Raw genomic sequence first — 14,819 nt, 5'->3', positions numbered from 1 at the left:
CCAGGGCGCCCTGGGCGCGGCGGGGAGGCTGCGCGGGCAGGGGGCCGCGCGGGCCGGGCGGGCGGCGGCGCGCCGCCGGAGCCCCGGCTTCACGAACAGGCAGTGCGTCCGCCCTGGTCCCGGCGGGTCCCGGCCGTGCGGGTCCGCGCGGCCGGACCCCCGCCGGTGCTGATCACAGGTACAGCCCCGCGTCCGCCCCCTCGCGCGGCTCCGGGAGCGCCGTCGGGGAGGTGCCCCGGCGCAGCGCGTACAACTCTGCCAGGGTCGCGCCCTCGCGGCCGACACCCTCCTCGCTGCCCAGCCAGTTCACCGCCTCCCGCCGGGTCAGCCGCCCCACCTCGATGCGGGCCAGGCAGCGGCCCGGGCGGACCACGGCCGGGTGCAGGCGCTCCAGGTCCTCGTTGGTCGTCACGCCCACCAGGACGTTGCGGCCCTGGCCGAGCAGCCCGTCGGTGAGGTTCAGCAGCCGGGACAGCGCCTGGCCGGCCGTGTGCTTGGCCTCGCCGCGGATCAGTTCGTCGCAGTCCTCCAGCAGGAGCAGCCGCCAGCGGCCCTTGCCCGCCGAGTCCTCCTCGCCGATGGCGATGTCCATCAGGTAACCCACGTCGGAGAAGAGGCGCTCGGGGTCCAGGACGCAGTCCACCTGGCACCAGTCGCGCCAGGAGCGGGCCAGTGTGCGCAGCGCGGTGGTCTTGCCGGTGCCCGGCGGGCCGTGCAGCAGGAGCAGGCGGCCCGCGATGTCCTGCGGGGTCGTCTTCATCAGACGGTCCATCGCGTCCGCGACCGGCGCGGTGTAGTTGGCCCGGACCTCGTCCCAGGTGCCCGCCGAGATCTGCCGGGTGGTGCGGTACGGGCCGCGCCTGGGCGAGACGTACCAGAAGCCCATCGTCACGTTCTCCGGCTGTGGCTCCGGCTCGTCCGCCGCTCCGTCCGTGGCCTGGTCGAGGATCTTCTCGGCCAGTTCGGCGCTGGTCGCCGTGACCGTGACGTCGGCGCCCCGGTTCCAGCGGGAGACCAGCAGGGTCCAGCCCTCGCCCTCCGCGAGGGTCGCGCTGCGGTCGTCGTCCCGGGCCACGCGCAGCACCCGGGCGCCGTCGGGCACCAGCGTGGCCCCCTTGCGTACCCGGTCGATGTTGGCCGCGTGCGCGTACGGCTGCTCGCCCGTCGCGAAGCGGCCGAGGAACAGCGCGTCGACGACGTCGGACGGCGAGTCGGAGTCGTCGACGTTGAGCCGGATCGGCAGAGCGTCGTGTGGGTTTGCAGACATGCCGCCATGATCCGCCACGGGACCGCCGTGCGCACCCCGTTTCCGGCGCGCGCGTCATGTGTCGGTGCCCCGTCGGACCGGGCCTGCCCGGACCTGTGCCACGAGCTGCCCAAAACCCTCCCGGAGGGGTGAATTCCGCCCTTACTGTTGTCCTTGATGGGACGTCATGGGTGGAATTCGGGGGCGGGGCGGTGGCGGCTCACCGCGCTGCTCGGCGTCGGTGCGGCCGTCCTGGCCCTGGTGGTGGCCCTGGTCAACGCGCTGCCCGGCGGCGCGAGCAGCGAGGGAGCCACGCGCGACGGCGACAAGGTGCACGGCACGCCCGCGACCCCCCGGGACGCGGACGAGCCGGACGTCGGCTGGGGATTCACCCACACCCAGTTCAGCGCCGACGAGGGCAGCGCCGCCGCCACGGCCCGCGTCGAGGGGCTGCTGTCGAAGGGCGGCGGGTCTCCGCAGAACCAGGCGATCATGGGCTGGGGCGCCGACAACCCCGAGCCGGTGAAGGGGCGTTACGACTTCGCCGCGCTGGACCGCCGGATCGACTTCGTGCGCAGGTCGGGCGGCATCCCGGTGATCACCCTGTGCTGCGCCCCCGACTGGATGAAGGGCGGCAGGGCCGGTGCCGACAACACCGACTGGAGCCAGGCCGCCCTGGAGACCGCCCCGACGCCCGACCACTTCAGGGACTACGCAGCGCTCGCCGCGACGGTCGCCAAGCGCTACCCGGACGTACGCCACTTCCTGGTCTGGAACGAGTTCAAGGGCTTCTGGAACAACGCCAGGGCCCGCTGGGACTACGAGGGCTACACCGAGCTCTACAACCTGGTCTACAAGGCGCTCAAGAAGGTCGATCCCAAGATCATGGTGGGCGGTCCCTACCTCGTCATGGACAGCGTCGACCCGCGGCAGAAGGAGAACGCCTCGGCCACCCTGCGCGGCACTTGGGGGGCCATGGACCAGCGGGTCCTGGACGCCTTCGCCTACTGGAACACGCACAAGGCGGGCGCGGACTTCGTGGTCGTCGACGGCTCCAGCTACACCAAGGACGACGACCTGCTGCCCGACGAGTTCGCCGCCACCGACAAGCTGACGGCGGTCGGCCGGTGGGTGCGGCAGCAGACCCACGGTCTGCCGCTGTGGTGGGCCGAGTACTACGTCGAGCCGGCCGACGGCAACGACGACCGCAAGGGCTGGTCCGAGGCGCACCGCGTCGCCGTCCAGGCCACCGGCCTGATCGCCATGGTCAGGGGCGGCGCCTCCTCCGGCTTCTACTGGAACCCGGAGGAGGAGAACGGCAGGGGCTGCCCCGGCTGCCTGTGGACGCCCACCGGCACCGCCGCCGGCGGCCGGGCGCTGCCCATGTACGACCTGCTCTCCCGCTTCGACCGGGCCTTCCCGCCCGGCACGAGGTACGAGACGGTGTCCGTCGCGCCGGACGACGTGCCCAACGTGGCTGTCCTGGCGAGCGCGAAGACCGTCCTGGTGGTCAACACCCTGAACCGGCCGATCAGCGCACAGGTCGACGGCAGGCGGTTCGACATGGGGGCGTACGAAGTGAAGTGGCTCGAACGGTAGACCGTCCGAGCCACTTCACCAGCCGCCGTGCCGGCCGCTCAGCCCTTCCCCATCGTCATGAACCGCTGCACCAGCGAGGCGAGCAGCACCGCCAGCAGCGGCAGCGAGAACCAGAAGCTTCCCTGGAGCCACCGCAGTTGGCGCACGCTCGGCCGCATCGCGACCCGGACGATCTCCCGGGCGGTGAGCATCACGACCAGGGCGAGTGCCGCGAGTCCGCCGACCACCGACCACGGCGTCCAGGTCACCTTCGGTCCGATCGGCCCCGGATCCGGTTTCGGCACCGGCCCCGCGGGCTGCTTGCGCAGCGTGTACAGGGTCGCGTCGTCGTTGGTGAGGACCTTCTTCAGCTCCTGCCGGTTGTCCAGGTTCTCGACGAGCCGCGACGGCCAGGTGGCCGAGTAGCCGACGTCCATCCGGAGATAGGTGACCTGACTCTTGTTGATCATCAGATACGAGTTGGGGCCCGCGTCCTTGAGTGCCTTGACCAGGCCGGACACCAGCACCGGGTCGGTCGGTGCCAGGGCCGGCACGTAGTTGACGCGCTCCATGTCCCGCGCGCCCCACGGCATGGCCGGGGTGACGTCGGTGACCGGGTCGTTGCTCAGCCACAGCAGCCTTACGGTCGGCCGGTCGTGGGCGTACACGTAGTCCATGGCCGTGACCTCGCCGGGCCGGATCCGCTCGAACGGCTCATTGCCCCAGCGCGCCACCAGGAAGCCGCCCATGAGCAGTAGCCCGGCGAGCAGCGCCGCGACCGGCGCCAGGCTCACCCGGTCCTTCTCGCGTTCCCGGGCGGTGACCCCGGCGCGCGGGAACAGCGCGAGGGCCGCGAGCAGAGCGGCCCCGGGCAGGGCGAACATGAAGACGCGCAGCGCCATCTCGCCGCCGTAGGACTGCATGCCGAAGCCGAGGAACGGCACGAAGGCCAGCACCAGCAGCGACCGCTCCCGGTACTTGTGCTCGCGCCGCCGCCACCAGCCCCAGCAGGCGAACAGCATGATCGCCCCGGCCAGCAGCACCCGCGTGTACAGCACCAGTTTGTGCGTGGAGTCGCCGCCCTGGATCCGGCCGGAGACGGACGTCGACACGTTGCTGCCGACCCCGCCGACCCCGCCGAACAGCTCGTCGAAGTGCCCGGACCAGTACGGCTCGGCCATGAAGCCCAGCCAGAACGCCACCAGCACCGCGAACAGGATCGGCAGGCCGCGCAGTTCGGACCGGCCGACCAGGACGAGGACGGCCAGCACGCCCAGCATCACGAACGGCGTGAGCTGGTGGGCCGGGACGCTGGCGGCGAACAGGCCGATCACCACCATGAGCAGCACGGCCCGCTGCCGCCGGTTCGCCGGCTCGACCTCCGCCTCGCCCGGGCGCGCCTTGGTCCAGATCACGCGCGGCGCCCGGAACCAGACCAGGAGGATCGCCACGAAGGCCAGGTACAGCAGATAGGTGAAGCCCTGCGGGGAGAAGTAGTCCTGCCCCACCCAGCCGCTGAGCACGAAGATCCACACTCCGGTCCACCGGGCCCGCCAGCTCGCCCGCAGCGAGCGGGTGAGCAGGAACATCGGCGCCAGGTAGAGGAGCTGGACGGTCAGCGGCCACCAGCGGATGACCTCGGTGAAGTCGCTGAGCCCGCAGGCCCGGGCGACGAACGCGGCCACGGCGAAGAAGCCCGGCCAGCTCCAGCGCGCGTCCAGGTCCGGTACGGCCGCCCCGGTGCGGTCGATGTAGTCGATGAATCCCAGGTGCTGCCAGGCCGTGGCGAACCGCGGCTCGGTCTCGACGACCGCGGGCAGCGCGTGCAGGGAGACGACCGTCGCGAGCAGGGTGAGCAGCAGCAGCGCCCGGTGCTCGCGGCGCAGCCAGAGCAGCGCGGCGAACACCGTGATCAGCAGTGCCGCGCCGACCAGCGTCGGCAGCGGCAGCACCGAGATCAGGCCGAGCCCGCCCATCCGGTCCAGGGCGGAGTCGTCGAGCCGCAGCGCGGGCACCCAGTACAGCAGCAGCGCGGCGGTCAGCAGACAGCCGAGGACGACCCCGGGCCGGGTGGGCGCCAGGCGCTCGCGCAAGGAGCGCGGCGGCGCGTCGGCAGGCGGCGCCTCGGGCCCCGCGCGAAGGGCGTTCCCCGCCTCGGCCGCAGCCGGCCCTGCCGTCGCCGGGCCGGCCTCCTCCTCCGCAGCCGCAACCTCCGGCACGACGGGCCGCTCCCCGGTGGTGAACGGCGCGTGGGGCACGACCGCCCGCTCGTCGGTCCCGAACGGCGCGTCCACCTCCCGGTCGGCCGGCCCCAGCGAGGCCTCCGAGCCGGGTCGCCGTTCTTCGACGGGCAGCCCGAGGGTCTCCCGCCGCCGGGGCCCGCGCGCCCACGCCTGCGGCCCCTCCGGTCCTGCCACGGCGGTGCCCGCGGGCGGGGTGCCCGGTCCGGGACGTACGTCGGGCCGGCGTTCCACGTGGTCGAAGTCGACGTGAATGCCCAGGGCGAGCGTGTCGGACTCCAGCGCCCACGCGGGCCGCCGGTGCGGTTCGGGCCGGGCGGGGACCTCGCCCGCCCCCAGGTCGGCGAGGTCCCCGTCGGGTGCCGCGTCCTCGGGGACGGCGGCGGCCGGTGCGGCACGGACGGTCCGGAACAGCTTGGGCGCGGCGATCGCGACGATCACGGCGAGACTGGAGATCTCCGCGACGCCGGCACCGGTCAGCCCCATCCGGGGCAGCAGCAGCAGCGTCAGTCCGAGCACCAGCACGCACAGCAGGCCCTGCAGCCAGGCGAGCCCGGAGGTGCGGCTCTGCGCGCGCAGCACCGCGAAGTACGTCTCCATCACGACCCGCAGCAGCGCGCCCACGGCGAACCAGCGCAGCAGGGGGGTGGCGGCGTGCGCGTAGCCGTCGCCGAAGACGTGGAGGATCTGCGGCGCAAGCAGGAACAGCAGACCGCAGATCGGCACCATGATCCGGGCCATCCGCTTCAGCGCCGCCCGGGTGTTGGCGGCCAGCCTCGCCGGATCGTGGGAGCCCTCCACGGTGAGTGAGGCACCCATGTTGATGGCGAGCAGGTTGACCGTTCCGCCGATGGTGGTGGTGATGTAGAAGTAGGCGTTGTCCTCGGAGCTGACCCGCGAGGCGATGATCACCGGCACGAGGTAGACCACGGCCAGCGAGAACAGCGAGCCGGTGTAGTCGCCCGCGAGGAAGCGCCCGAGTTCCTTCGTCGTCGGCGGCTTGGCGCGGTCCTCGGTGGCCGTCACGTGCCGGGGCACCAGCCGCCGGAACACCAGCCAGCCCAGCGGCACGATCGAGGTGGCGATCGCCAGGCCCCAGGAGACGAACACGCCGGTCGTGGGGATCGCGGCGGCGAATCCCACCAGCAGCGCCAGCTTCACCGCCGAGAACACGGTGTTGCCGACCGGCACCCAGGGCGCGCTGCGCAGCCCGGTCAGCACCCCGTCCTGCAGGGTGAGCAGGTTCCAGGCCATCACGACCGCGATGAAGCCGAGCCCGTGGACGAGCCCGTGCAGGAAGCGGTACGACGGTCCCCATGTGTCGAGCGTGAGCAGGAAGACCGCGGCCGCGCACGCCACGATCAGCGAACTGCCCACGTACGTACGGGCGATCAGCGGCCCGGTGGCGCGCCCGGAGACCGGGATGAAGCGGGCCAGGGCGCCGGTGAGCGTCACCGCGGTCAGTCCGGCGAGGAACTTCATGGCGGCGATCGCGGCCGATCCCTGGCCGACGGCGGAGTCGGAGTAGTAGCGGGCGGCGACCAGCCAGAAGCCGAGGCCCAGCACCGCGGAGATCCCGGTGTTGAGCATCAGCGCGTAGGCGTTGCGGAACAGCTGGTTGCCGCCGGCGGACCGGCCCCTTCCGGGCAGGCGCAGCCGGCGTCCCGGCCGCTCGGACGCCTCGGGTTCGGTGGCCGACGCCTCGGTGGTGGTCGTGGTGTCAGACACGGGTACGGATGGCCTTCCGGCGGACCTGTCGGGCTCTGCGGACCATGGCGTAGCCCTTGGTGAGGGCACGGTCCCTGGCGAAGTTCCGGGCGATCGCGCGGCCCTGGACGAGCCGTTCGAACTCCTCGGTGGTCGTGGAGCGGCGCACGGTGAGCCGATGCAGGGCGTACGGGCCCTGGACGCGGCGGGCCAGGCCGTTGCCCACGGCGAGCGCCTGCGCGAAGCCGGCCGCCCGCACCCGTGCGCGCACCCGGCGGCTGGAGTAGCCGTAGGGGTAGGCGAAGGAGAGGGGCACGGTGCCCAGTTCGCCGGCGACGATGTCCTTGCACCGGATCAGCTCCGACCACAGCGTGTCGTCGTCGAGCTGGTCGAGCTCCGGATGGGTGTGGCTGTGCCCGCCGATCTCGACGCCGCCCGCCGCCAGCTCGCGCACCTGGTCCCAGTCCAGCATGGTGTCCAGGCCGCCGCCCATGTCGTACGCGCCCCGGATCCAGCCCGTGGAGACGAACAGCGTGGCCGGAAACGCGTGCTTGGCCAGCACCGGCAGGGCGTGCCGGTGCACGCCCTCGTAGCCGTCGTCGAAGGTGATCAGCACCGGGTTCCCGGGCAGCGCCGAGGCGGTCCGCGCACGCCAGTGGGCGGCCAGTTCGGCGGTGGTGACCGGATGGTGGTCCAGGTCCTCCAGCACCGCCATCTGCTCCGCGAACGCCTCCGGTGACACGGACAGGCCCCGCGTGGCCTCGTTCGGTTCCCGGGCGACCGCGTGGTACATGAGCACCGGCACGGGTGCGTTCATACGGCTCTTCCCCCCTCGTCGTCCGTGATCTCCACGATGCGGAAGCGCGCCCCGCCCCGCCGCGCCCGGACGCTGCCGACGGCGTATCCGCCCGCGGCCGTGAGCACGCCGGCGACGATCGCGCCGGCCCGGCCCGCGCCGCCCGGGCGGGCCAGCAGCACGTCGCGCAGCCCGCGGGCCACCCCGGCGGGCAGCACTCGGGTGGTGTAGCGGCGCTCCGACTCCAGTCCCTTGTCCGCGCCGACACTGCGCGCCACCAGTGCCTTGGACAGGCCCTCGGCGAAGGTGCGGGTGCGGAAGTAGCGGAAGTGCTCGCGGGCGCCGGGCACCCGGTGGTGGATGACCGCGCGGTCGTCGATCAGCAGGACCGCGTCCGGCCGGGCCCGGGTGAGCCGGATGCACAGCTCCGTCTCCTCGCAGCCCAGCGGGCGTTTGTCGCCGTCGCGGCCGATGCCGGTGGCGAAGCCGCCCGCCGCGTCGAACGCGGTGCGCCGGAAGGAGGCGTTGCCGCCGAGGACGTTGCGCACCCGGACCCGGCCCGGCGGCAGGCCCTTGTAGGTGCAGCCCACCACCCAGTCGAACTCCTCCGGGAACCAGGCGGGCCGGCGGCCCGACGCCCAGATCGGCATGGTGCGGCCGCCCACCGCCATCACCCGCGGGTCCGCGTACCCCTCGGCGAAGCGGCGCAGCCAGTCCCGCTCCGCCACGGCGTCGTCGTCGAGGAAGGCGATGACCTCGCCGCGGGAGGCGGCGATGCCGGTGTTGCGGCCGGCGGACAGGCCGCGGGGGCCGGCGTTGGCCAGCACCCGTACGTCCCCGGCCTCCTTGTACTCGCCGGTCAGACGGTCCAGCAGCGCCGGGTTGTGGTCGACGACCAGCAGGGTCTCCAGGGCCGGCCGGGACTGCGCCCGCACCGAGGAGACCGCCGCGAGGATGTCCTCCCAGCGGTCCTCGGTGTAGACGCAGATCACGACGGAGATGTCGGGACCGCTCAAGACACCTCTCCCGGATACGAGCCGAGCATCGGGGAGTGGCGTTCCTGCCGGCGCAGCTCACGCCGGTTGGAGTGCTCCTTGAGGATCACCCTCAGCACCCGCAGCCCGTCCCGCACGGCGCGCAGATTGCTCGCGCCGTGGATGCGCAGGTACTCGTAGCTGGGGATCTCCTGCACCTTCAGTCCGGCCTTGACCACTCTGATGTTCATCAGCGTCTCGACCTCGAAGCCGGTGCAGTCCAGCTCGATCTTGTCCAGGCAGTGCCGCCAGAAGGCGTTGTACCCGTAGCACAGGTCGGTGTAGCGGGCCCCGAACTTGCGGTTGACCACCGCGCACAGCACCCTGTTGCCGAGCTTGCGGATGAAGGTCATGTCGTCGGTGCCGCCGCCGTTGGAGAATCGCGAGCCCTTGGCGAAGTCGGCGCCGGAGACCAGGGCGGAGACGTAGGAGACGATCTCGCCGCCGTCGGCCGAGCCGTCCGCGTCGACCATCACGATGATGTCGCCGGTGCAGGCCTCGAATCCGGTGATCAGTGCGTCGCCCTTGCCCTTGCCCTGCTGCGGGACGACCCGCACCTTCGGCCACAGCTCACGGGCCACTTCGACGGTGTCGTCGGTGGAATTGCCGTCCACAAGAACGACTTCGTGTAACCAGTCCGGAAGTGTCTTGAAGACGTAGGGCAGATTCTCCGCCTCATTCATGGCGGGAATCACCACGCTCACCGGCGGCGCGATGGCCAGGTGAGAGGAGATCGGCCGGTACTGGGCGTCGACGGACGGATCTCGGTCCGAGGACGGCGGGTGGAGAACGGAGCTCACGAGTCTTGTCCCTCTCGTCCGGCGGGACCGCCCGCCCCCGGGCGGTCCGGCTCTGTATCCGGTTCGAAAGGGGGGTTCTCACGCGGAACACGACGGAATTGATCTCCGTGCGCGCCGAGTGAGCTGGTAAAGCTCGCCGGCCTGCCGAGAAACGGCAGTCGGTCGCGCGGCACGGCCCGGTCACCCTTGCGGCGACCGAGCACGGCACCCCCCTACCGCGCTCCGCGCCGGAACGTCCCGGTTCAAAGCCCTCCCCTGAAACCGAGTGCGGACGAACCGATGCGGGTGAGATGTACGACGGTATTGATGATTGAACCAGTATGGCAAGGCCTGGACTGATGCCTCACGTTTTTGTTGGTTTTTCCGTTACTCGGATTTGTACCGGCCGTTCATCGCCTCGAACGAATTTTTCCCATCCGTTTGAGAATTCTGTCCGCGGGTTCGAACAGTTCCGGCCGGGACTGCACCGCATTACGCAGCGCCCGGACCGGGGCGCGGCGCGCCCGGTGTCCGGCCGCGACCGGATGACGTCGCGTCACCCACCCCTCAGAGACGGTGAGTTCCCGTGTCTTGAGGGAATCCTTGTATTCCTTCTGGCCCCGCCCGAGATCGAGATACGCGATGCCGTCGGCGGCGGCCGCCTCGGCCATCCGCAGATGCAGGATCAGCCCCGGTGAGTACTTCCCGTACGCCGGGTCGTAGGCCGGGAACCAGCACGCCAGCACCCGTTCGGTGCGCAGCCCGAAGTGCGCGGCGATCGGCCGGCCGTCCGCGTAGAGCACGGACAGGATCCCCGCGAACGGCTCGGAGCGGGTGTGGAACAGCCTGATGACCAGCCGGGTGATCCAGGCGTGCGCGAAGCGGTCGCTGCGCCCGGTGCGCCGGTACTGTGCGGACTTCCAGGCCATCAGCGTGTCCAGGACGGCCGGATCGCGCTCGTCGTGGACGTACGTCACCTCTCCCGCGTCCCGCCCGAGCCTGCGCTCCTTGGCGAGTGTGGTCCTGGTGAACTTGGGCGAGCGGGCGCGCAGTTCGCGCAGATAGGTGCCGTAGCCCTGGTCGACATCCATGACCGGGGACGGGAAGGTGCCGGAGGCCGCCACCTCGAACGGCTGCTGGCCCGCCACCAGGTGGTCGAACTCCCACACGGAGAGCCCGCAGGCCCGTAGCAGCTCTTGGGCGTCCCAAGTGAAGCCGGGGCGGTGCACCAGGCCCTGGCAGTCGGAGACGCCGAGCCCGATGGCCCGGCCGACGCCGACGGCGGATCTGTGGAACGGGAAGAACGCCGCCGGCTCTCCGTCCTCGCGGACCACCGCGATCCGCACCCCGCGTCTGCAACTGCCGACCGCGAGCGCGAACTCGGGCGAGAGAAAAGGGTTCGCCAGCTCCTCGGAGCCGTGCAGGTGGGCCTTGGACTGCATTGCCGTCCAGGCCGCCCGGTCGGCGGCGCTCAGCTCGCCGGGGCGGTACACGCTGATGTCCACGTCAGGAGCCCTGTCTTCTCGCCGTACGGCCGCGCGACCGCCGTACGGACACCAGCAGGAGAGCGAGGGAGCTGAACACCGTCACGGCCACGATTCCGCCGTGGACCGACCACCGGTGCACGGCCAGCATTCCCTGGGCCACCAGCATGTCGAGGACGACCGCGCCCGCCAGTGCGGCGAGCGTGCGGCCGAAGGGATCCAGCCCGCGCAGGCCGGCCGCGATGGCCGCGGCCGGCGCCACGAGCAGGAAGAACAGCGTCAACGGGCCCCGCAACGGGGAGCCCGAGTCGGTGAGCGCGAGGAGCGCGCCGGTCCCCGCGACGGCCGTCGCGGCACCCGTGAGCAGCGGCGACAGGTCCCTCCCCGGCCCTGGTCGCGCCCGCTCGGCGCCGTCCGTCGACCCATCTGTCGAAGGTGTCTTGATGCGGATGGTCTGCATTGGCGACTTTGCCCCCCGAAGCGCCGGATGCCGGGCTTCAATGTCGCGCAGCCGCCTGGGGGCCGTCAAGACCGGGAAGCCCCACTTACAGGTTCTTGTCCGTCTTTGAACCCCTCTTCGCCGAACCCGCCTCCACTCTTACGGATGACGGGCCGTCGGGACCGATCCCCTGGTCGCGCAGGACATTTCGTTGAGTACTGGAAAAGTTCTTGGCATGCACACTTCCAGTCAACACGCGTAGCTGCTACCACAGTTGGAGCAGAGATCCTGCTAAAGGGAGGTTCCATGAGACGTTCCCGAATTGCCGCGTACGTCGGCTCTCTCCTACTGACCGTCGGTCTCGCCCTGACCGGGGCGGCCTCCGCGCAGGCGTCCCAACAGGCCGTCACCGGCGGTTACGTGGCTCTCGGCGACTCCTACTCGTCCGGGGTCGGCGCCGGCAGTTACATGAGCTCCAGCGGAGACTGCGACCGCAGCACGAAGGCGTACCCCTACCTCTGGAACGCCGCCCACTCACCCTCGTCGTTCGACTTCACCGCCTGCTCGGGCGCCCGAACGGATGATGTTCTGGCGAACCAGCTCGGCCCGCTCAACTCCGGCACGTCCCTCGTCTCGATCACCATCGGCGGCAACGACGCCGGGTTCTCCGACGTCATGACGACCTGTGTGCTCCAGTCCGACAGCACCTGCCTGTCCCGCATCAACACCGCCAAGGCCTACGTCGACACGACGCTGCCCGGCAAGCTCGACAACCTCTACTCGGTGATCCGCAGCAAGGCGCCCTCCGCACACGTGGTCGTGATCGGCTACCCCCGCTTCTACCTGCTCGGCCAGACCTGCCTCGGCCTCTCCGAGACCAAGCGCTCCGCCATCAACGGCGCGGCCGACTACATGGACGCCGCCATCGCCAAGGTCGCCGCGAACCACGGCTTCACCTTCGGCGACGTCCGCACCACCTTCAGCGGCCACGAGATCTGCTCCGGCAGCTCCTGGCTGCACAGCGTCAACTGGCTCGACATCGGCGTTTCCTACCACCCGACGGCCTCCGGCCAGTCGGGCGGCTATCTGCCGGTGCTCACCAACGCCGCCTGACCTCTGCTCAAGAGGCCGGGCCAGGACCGTGACCCAAGCGGAGACCCCGCCCACCGGGGTCTCCGCGCACGTCGCCGCTCAGACCGGAGCGGACGCCGCCCCTCGAGCAGCAGCCCGGCCCCCAGCGCGACGACGACGAACGCGGACGCGAGCGGCGCGGCCCTGCGCGCCGGCGCCACCACCGGGCCGGCGCTCCAGCATCCGGCTCATGCCGCTGCCCGCCTTGACGACGGCGAACCCGGCCGCGGTCAGGCTCAGGGCGCGCCCCGGGCCGTACGCCACGACGAGCAGCAGCCCGAACCAGGCCTTCCCCATCGCGCCGCGGCCACCAGGACCACCACGGCCGAAGGGCTGGAACGTCCTCAGTGCCGAGTTGCCCGTCGACCGGGCATTCGAAGAGTCGGCGGGGGCGGATCGGGCGGCGCGCGAATTTTTCTCCCCCCACTGCTCGACCCGCGTTTTCGGGCCGCCGATCCGTATTCGTCAGGAGGGTGCGTGCGCGTCCGTCGGGAGGGTGCGCGCGTGCCCGTCCGGGGGTGTGCGCCGCGCACGCCTCGTGCGACGGGACCGGCCGCCGGGTGCGGGCCGCCGGTGGAGAGGGGGACGAGTGGAGGCGGACGAACTTCTGGTGCTCGTGGCGGGCGGTGACCAGAAGGCATTCGAGGAGCTGTACGGGCTGGTCTGCGGACCCGTGTACGGGCTGGTGCGGCGTGTGGTCCGCGACCCCGCGCAGTCCGAGGAGGTGACCCAGGAGGTGCTGCTCGAACTGTGGCGCTCCGCCGCGCGGTTCGACCCCGCGCGCGGCAGCGCCCTGTCCTGGGTCCTCACCCTCGCCCACCGTCGCGCCGTCGACCGCGTGCGCAGCGCCCGCGCCGCCGGCGAGCGCGAGCGGCGCGAGGCGCTGCGCGCCGGGACCCCCGCCTTCGACCACGTCACCGAGGAGGTCGAGGCGGGCCTGGAACGGGAGTGGGTACGCCGCTGCCTGGCCCGCCTCACCGCCCTGCAGCGCCAGTCCGTCACCCTGGCCTACTACGACGGCTACACCTACCGAGAAGTGGCCGAGCGGCTCTCCCTGCCGCTGGGCACCGTCAAGACCCGTATGCGCGACGGACTGACCCGGCTGCGCCAGTGCCTCGGGGGTGTGGCGTGAGCCTTCTCGACCGCCTCCTGCACCGCGAGGGCCTGCACTCCCTCGCCGCGCCCTACGCCCTCGACGCGCTGGAACGGGCCGAGCGGCACAGGTTCGAGAGGCACTTGGCGAACTGCGGGCGATGCGCCGCCGAGGTGCGCGCGCTCTGCGAGGACGCGGTGCGCCTGGCCTGGTCCGCCGCCGCCCCGGCGCCCCCCGCGCTGCGCGACCGGGTGCTGGCCGCCGTGCGCAACACCCCGCAGGACCCCGCACCCACGGGGCGGAACACCCCGCGTGAACCCGCCCGCGGGCACGCGTCCCGACTGCCCGGGCACGTCTGGGGCACCGAGCCGCCGCCCGCACGCACCCGTGCGCCGCGGTCGCGCCCCCTGCTCGTCCCGTTCGCCACGGCGACCGCCGCCGCGGCCCTCGTCGTCGCCGCCCTCTTCGCGGTCCAGGCGGAGCGGACCCGGGACCAGCTGGACGCCCAGCGGGACCGGGCGCGTGAGATCGCCCACGTTCTGGCGGCACCCGACGCACGCGGCACCACCGGCCACGACGCCCGGGGACATGGACTAGGAGTGATCGCTTCCGTCGCCGAGGGGCGGGCGGTCGTCACCCTGAGCGGATATCCCTCCCCGCCCCGGGGCCGGGTTCGCCAGCTCTGGCTCATGCGCCCCGGCGCGCAACCGCGATCCCTCGGGCTCTTCGCCGGTGACACGCCCTTGGTCGCCACCGGTCTCGGCAGGTCCGCCGTGTCACTCGCCGTGACTGTGGAACCCGACGGCGGATCAGTTCAGCCCACTGGCCAGCCGATTGTCCAACTCGCCTTGAAATCGGCCGGATTCGGAGAGTAGTCGTCAACACCCTTACGGGGAAGGTGAATCCTGTGACCGTGATACACGCGTGCCGGGGCGGAGCGATAGGGTTAGTCTGCCCGGGCCGGGTGGACTCGTACGGGTGGGGAGTGACATGGAGCAGATAACAGTGCGCAGCAGGGCCAGGGTCCCTGCGATCACCTGCGGAAGCAGCGCGACCAGCTCGCGCCTCGACCGGCATCTCTCGGTGCTGGGCGGCCCCGCCGTCCCACAGCGCGAGACGGCCGAGGCGACGTCGCTGATGCGCGAGCTGACCACCCGTGACGCGCACGACAGCACGGGCCGGGGTGCCCGGGTGCGCCGGGTGTCGCTGTTCGCGCCGCTGCGCAGGCTCCGCCGATCGCTGTTCGGCGGCCGCTGAGCACGACCGGCGTCTCCTGACCTCCGAGGGCGCCA

12 protein-coding genes and 1 pseudogene are annotated in these 14,819 nt (G+C 71.9%); 5 read left to right on the top strand and 8 right to left on the bottom strand.

What is annotated here, in order from left to right; genetic code table 11:
- Positions 1–172: 172 nt before the first annotated feature.
- Positions 173–1,267: a DUF5925 domain-containing protein gene (locus tag BZY54_RS05870; RefSeq protein WP_086723465.1), complete on the bottom strand. Its 1,095-nt coding sequence runs from the start codon at positions 1,265–1,267 to the stop codon at positions 173–175.
- A gap of 156 nt (positions 1,268–1,423) precedes the next feature.
- On the opposite strand from BZY54_RS05870, the gene BZY54_RS05865 reads away from it, so the two are divergent.
- Positions 1,424–2,845, top strand: coding sequence for a GH39 family glycosyl hydrolase (locus tag BZY54_RS05865; protein ID WP_086723464.1), 1,422 nt, complete (start codon positions 1,424–1,426; stop codon positions 2,843–2,845).
- A 38-nt stretch (positions 2,846–2,883) separates the two neighbouring features.
- Here BZY54_RS05865 and BZY54_RS05860 read toward each other — a convergent pair whose 3' ends face one another.
- From BZY54_RS05860 to BZY54_RS05835, 6 genes are all read right to left on the bottom strand, one after another.
- Complete coding sequence (locus BZY54_RS05860; RefSeq protein ID WP_086723463.1) at positions 2,884–6,792, bottom strand: lipopolysaccharide biosynthesis protein; 3,909 nt, start codon at positions 6,790–6,792, stop codon at positions 2,884–2,886.
- A complete protein-coding gene (locus tag BZY54_RS05855) occupies positions 6,785–7,588 on the bottom strand; it encodes a polysaccharide deacetylase family protein (protein ID WP_086723462.1) in 804 nt (267 codons plus the stop codon). Before BZY54_RS05855 ends, BZY54_RS05860 begins: the two co-directional genes overlap by 8 nt.
- Complete coding sequence (locus tag BZY54_RS05850) at positions 7,585–8,583, bottom strand: glycosyltransferase family 2 protein (protein ID WP_086723461.1); 999 nt, start codon at positions 8,581–8,583, stop codon at positions 7,585–7,587. Before BZY54_RS05850 ends, BZY54_RS05855 begins: the two co-directional genes overlap by 4 nt.
- Complete coding sequence (locus tag BZY54_RS05845) at positions 8,580–9,401, bottom strand: glycosyltransferase family 2 protein (RefSeq protein WP_086723460.1); 822 nt, start codon at positions 9,399–9,401, stop codon at positions 8,580–8,582. Before BZY54_RS05845 ends, BZY54_RS05850 begins: the two co-directional genes overlap by 4 nt.
- Before the next feature lie 389 nt (positions 9,402–9,790).
- Entirely contained in the window at positions 9,791–10,885 is a 1,095-nt protein-coding gene (locus BZY54_RS05840) for a GNAT family N-acetyltransferase (protein WP_086723459.1), read from the bottom strand.
- A 1-nt stretch (position 10,886) separates the two neighbouring features.
- Positions 10,887–11,324, bottom strand: coding sequence for a hypothetical protein (locus tag BZY54_RS05835; protein WP_244216982.1), 438 nt, complete (start codon positions 11,322–11,324; stop codon positions 10,887–10,889).
- 285 nt (positions 11,325–11,609) lie between these two features.
- Between BZY54_RS05835 and BZY54_RS05830 the strand changes: the two genes are divergently transcribed.
- On the top strand, positions 11,610–12,416 hold the full coding sequence (locus BZY54_RS05830) for an SGNH/GDSL hydrolase family protein (RefSeq protein WP_086723458.1): 807 nt from the start codon (positions 11,610–11,612) through the stop codon (positions 12,414–12,416).
- Between the two features lie 98 nt (positions 12,417–12,514).
- On the opposite strand, the pseudogene BZY54_RS05825 reads toward BZY54_RS05830, so the two are convergent.
- Positions 12,515–12,769 (bottom strand): annotated as a pseudogene (locus BZY54_RS05825) (nickel transporter); the annotation flags it as partial.
- 254 nt (positions 12,770–13,023) lie between these two features.
- On the opposite strand from BZY54_RS05825, the gene BZY54_RS05820 reads away from it, so the two are divergent.
- From BZY54_RS05820 to BZY54_RS05810, 3 genes are all read left to right on the top strand, one after another.
- Positions 13,024–13,566, top strand: coding sequence for a sigma-70 family RNA polymerase sigma factor (locus BZY54_RS05820; RefSeq protein ID WP_086723457.1), 543 nt, complete (start codon positions 13,024–13,026; stop codon positions 13,564–13,566).
- Positions 13,563–14,402: an anti-sigma factor gene (locus BZY54_RS05815; RefSeq protein WP_086723456.1), complete on the top strand. Its 840-nt coding sequence runs from the start codon at positions 13,563–13,565 to the stop codon at positions 14,400–14,402. The genes BZY54_RS05820 and BZY54_RS05815 overlap by 4 nt, the downstream gene beginning before the upstream one ends.
- 115 nt (positions 14,403–14,517) lie before the next feature.
- Positions 14,518–14,784 carry a hypothetical protein gene (locus BZY54_RS05810; RefSeq protein WP_086723455.1) on the top strand — a complete coding sequence of 89 codons (267 nt, stop codon included), beginning with the start codon at positions 14,518–14,520 and terminating at the stop codon, positions 14,782–14,784.
- The last annotated feature ends 35 nt before the right edge of the window (positions 14,785–14,819 follow it).

This window comes from Streptomyces carpinensis (assembly GCF_002154505.1).
In the GTDB taxonomy this organism is placed as follows: Bacteria; Actinomycetota; Actinomycetes; order Streptomycetales; family Streptomycetaceae; genus Streptomyces; species Streptomyces carpinensis.
The sequence above is the reverse complement of the archived record's forward strand: the minus strand, read 5'-3'. Positions and strand labels throughout refer to the sequence as shown.

Bases quoted from the DNA above. Each gene is read 5' to 3' on its own strand.
- BZY54_RS05830 (WP_086723458.1), top strand. From the start codon at position 11,610: ATGAGACGTTCCCGAATTGCCGCGTACGTCGGCTCTCTCCTACTGACC.
- BZY54_RS05810 (WP_086723455.1), top strand. From the start codon at position 14,518: ATGGAGCAGATAACAGTGCGCAGCAGGGCCAGGGTCCCTGCGATCACC.
- BZY54_RS05835 (WP_244216982.1), bottom strand. From the start codon at position 11,324: ATGCAGACCATCCGCATCAAGACACCTTCGACAGATGGGTCGACGGAC.
- BZY54_RS05865 (WP_086723464.1), top strand. From the start codon at position 1,424: ATGGGACGTCATGGGTGGAATTCGGGGGCGGGGCGGTGGCGGCTCACC.
- BZY54_RS05870 (WP_086723465.1), bottom strand. From the start codon at position 1,267: ATGTCTGCAAACCCACACGACGCTCTGCCGATCCGGCTCAACGTCGAC.
- BZY54_RS05855 (WP_086723462.1), bottom strand. From the start codon at position 7,588: ATGAACGCACCCGTGCCGGTGCTCATGTACCACGCGGTCGCCCGGGAA.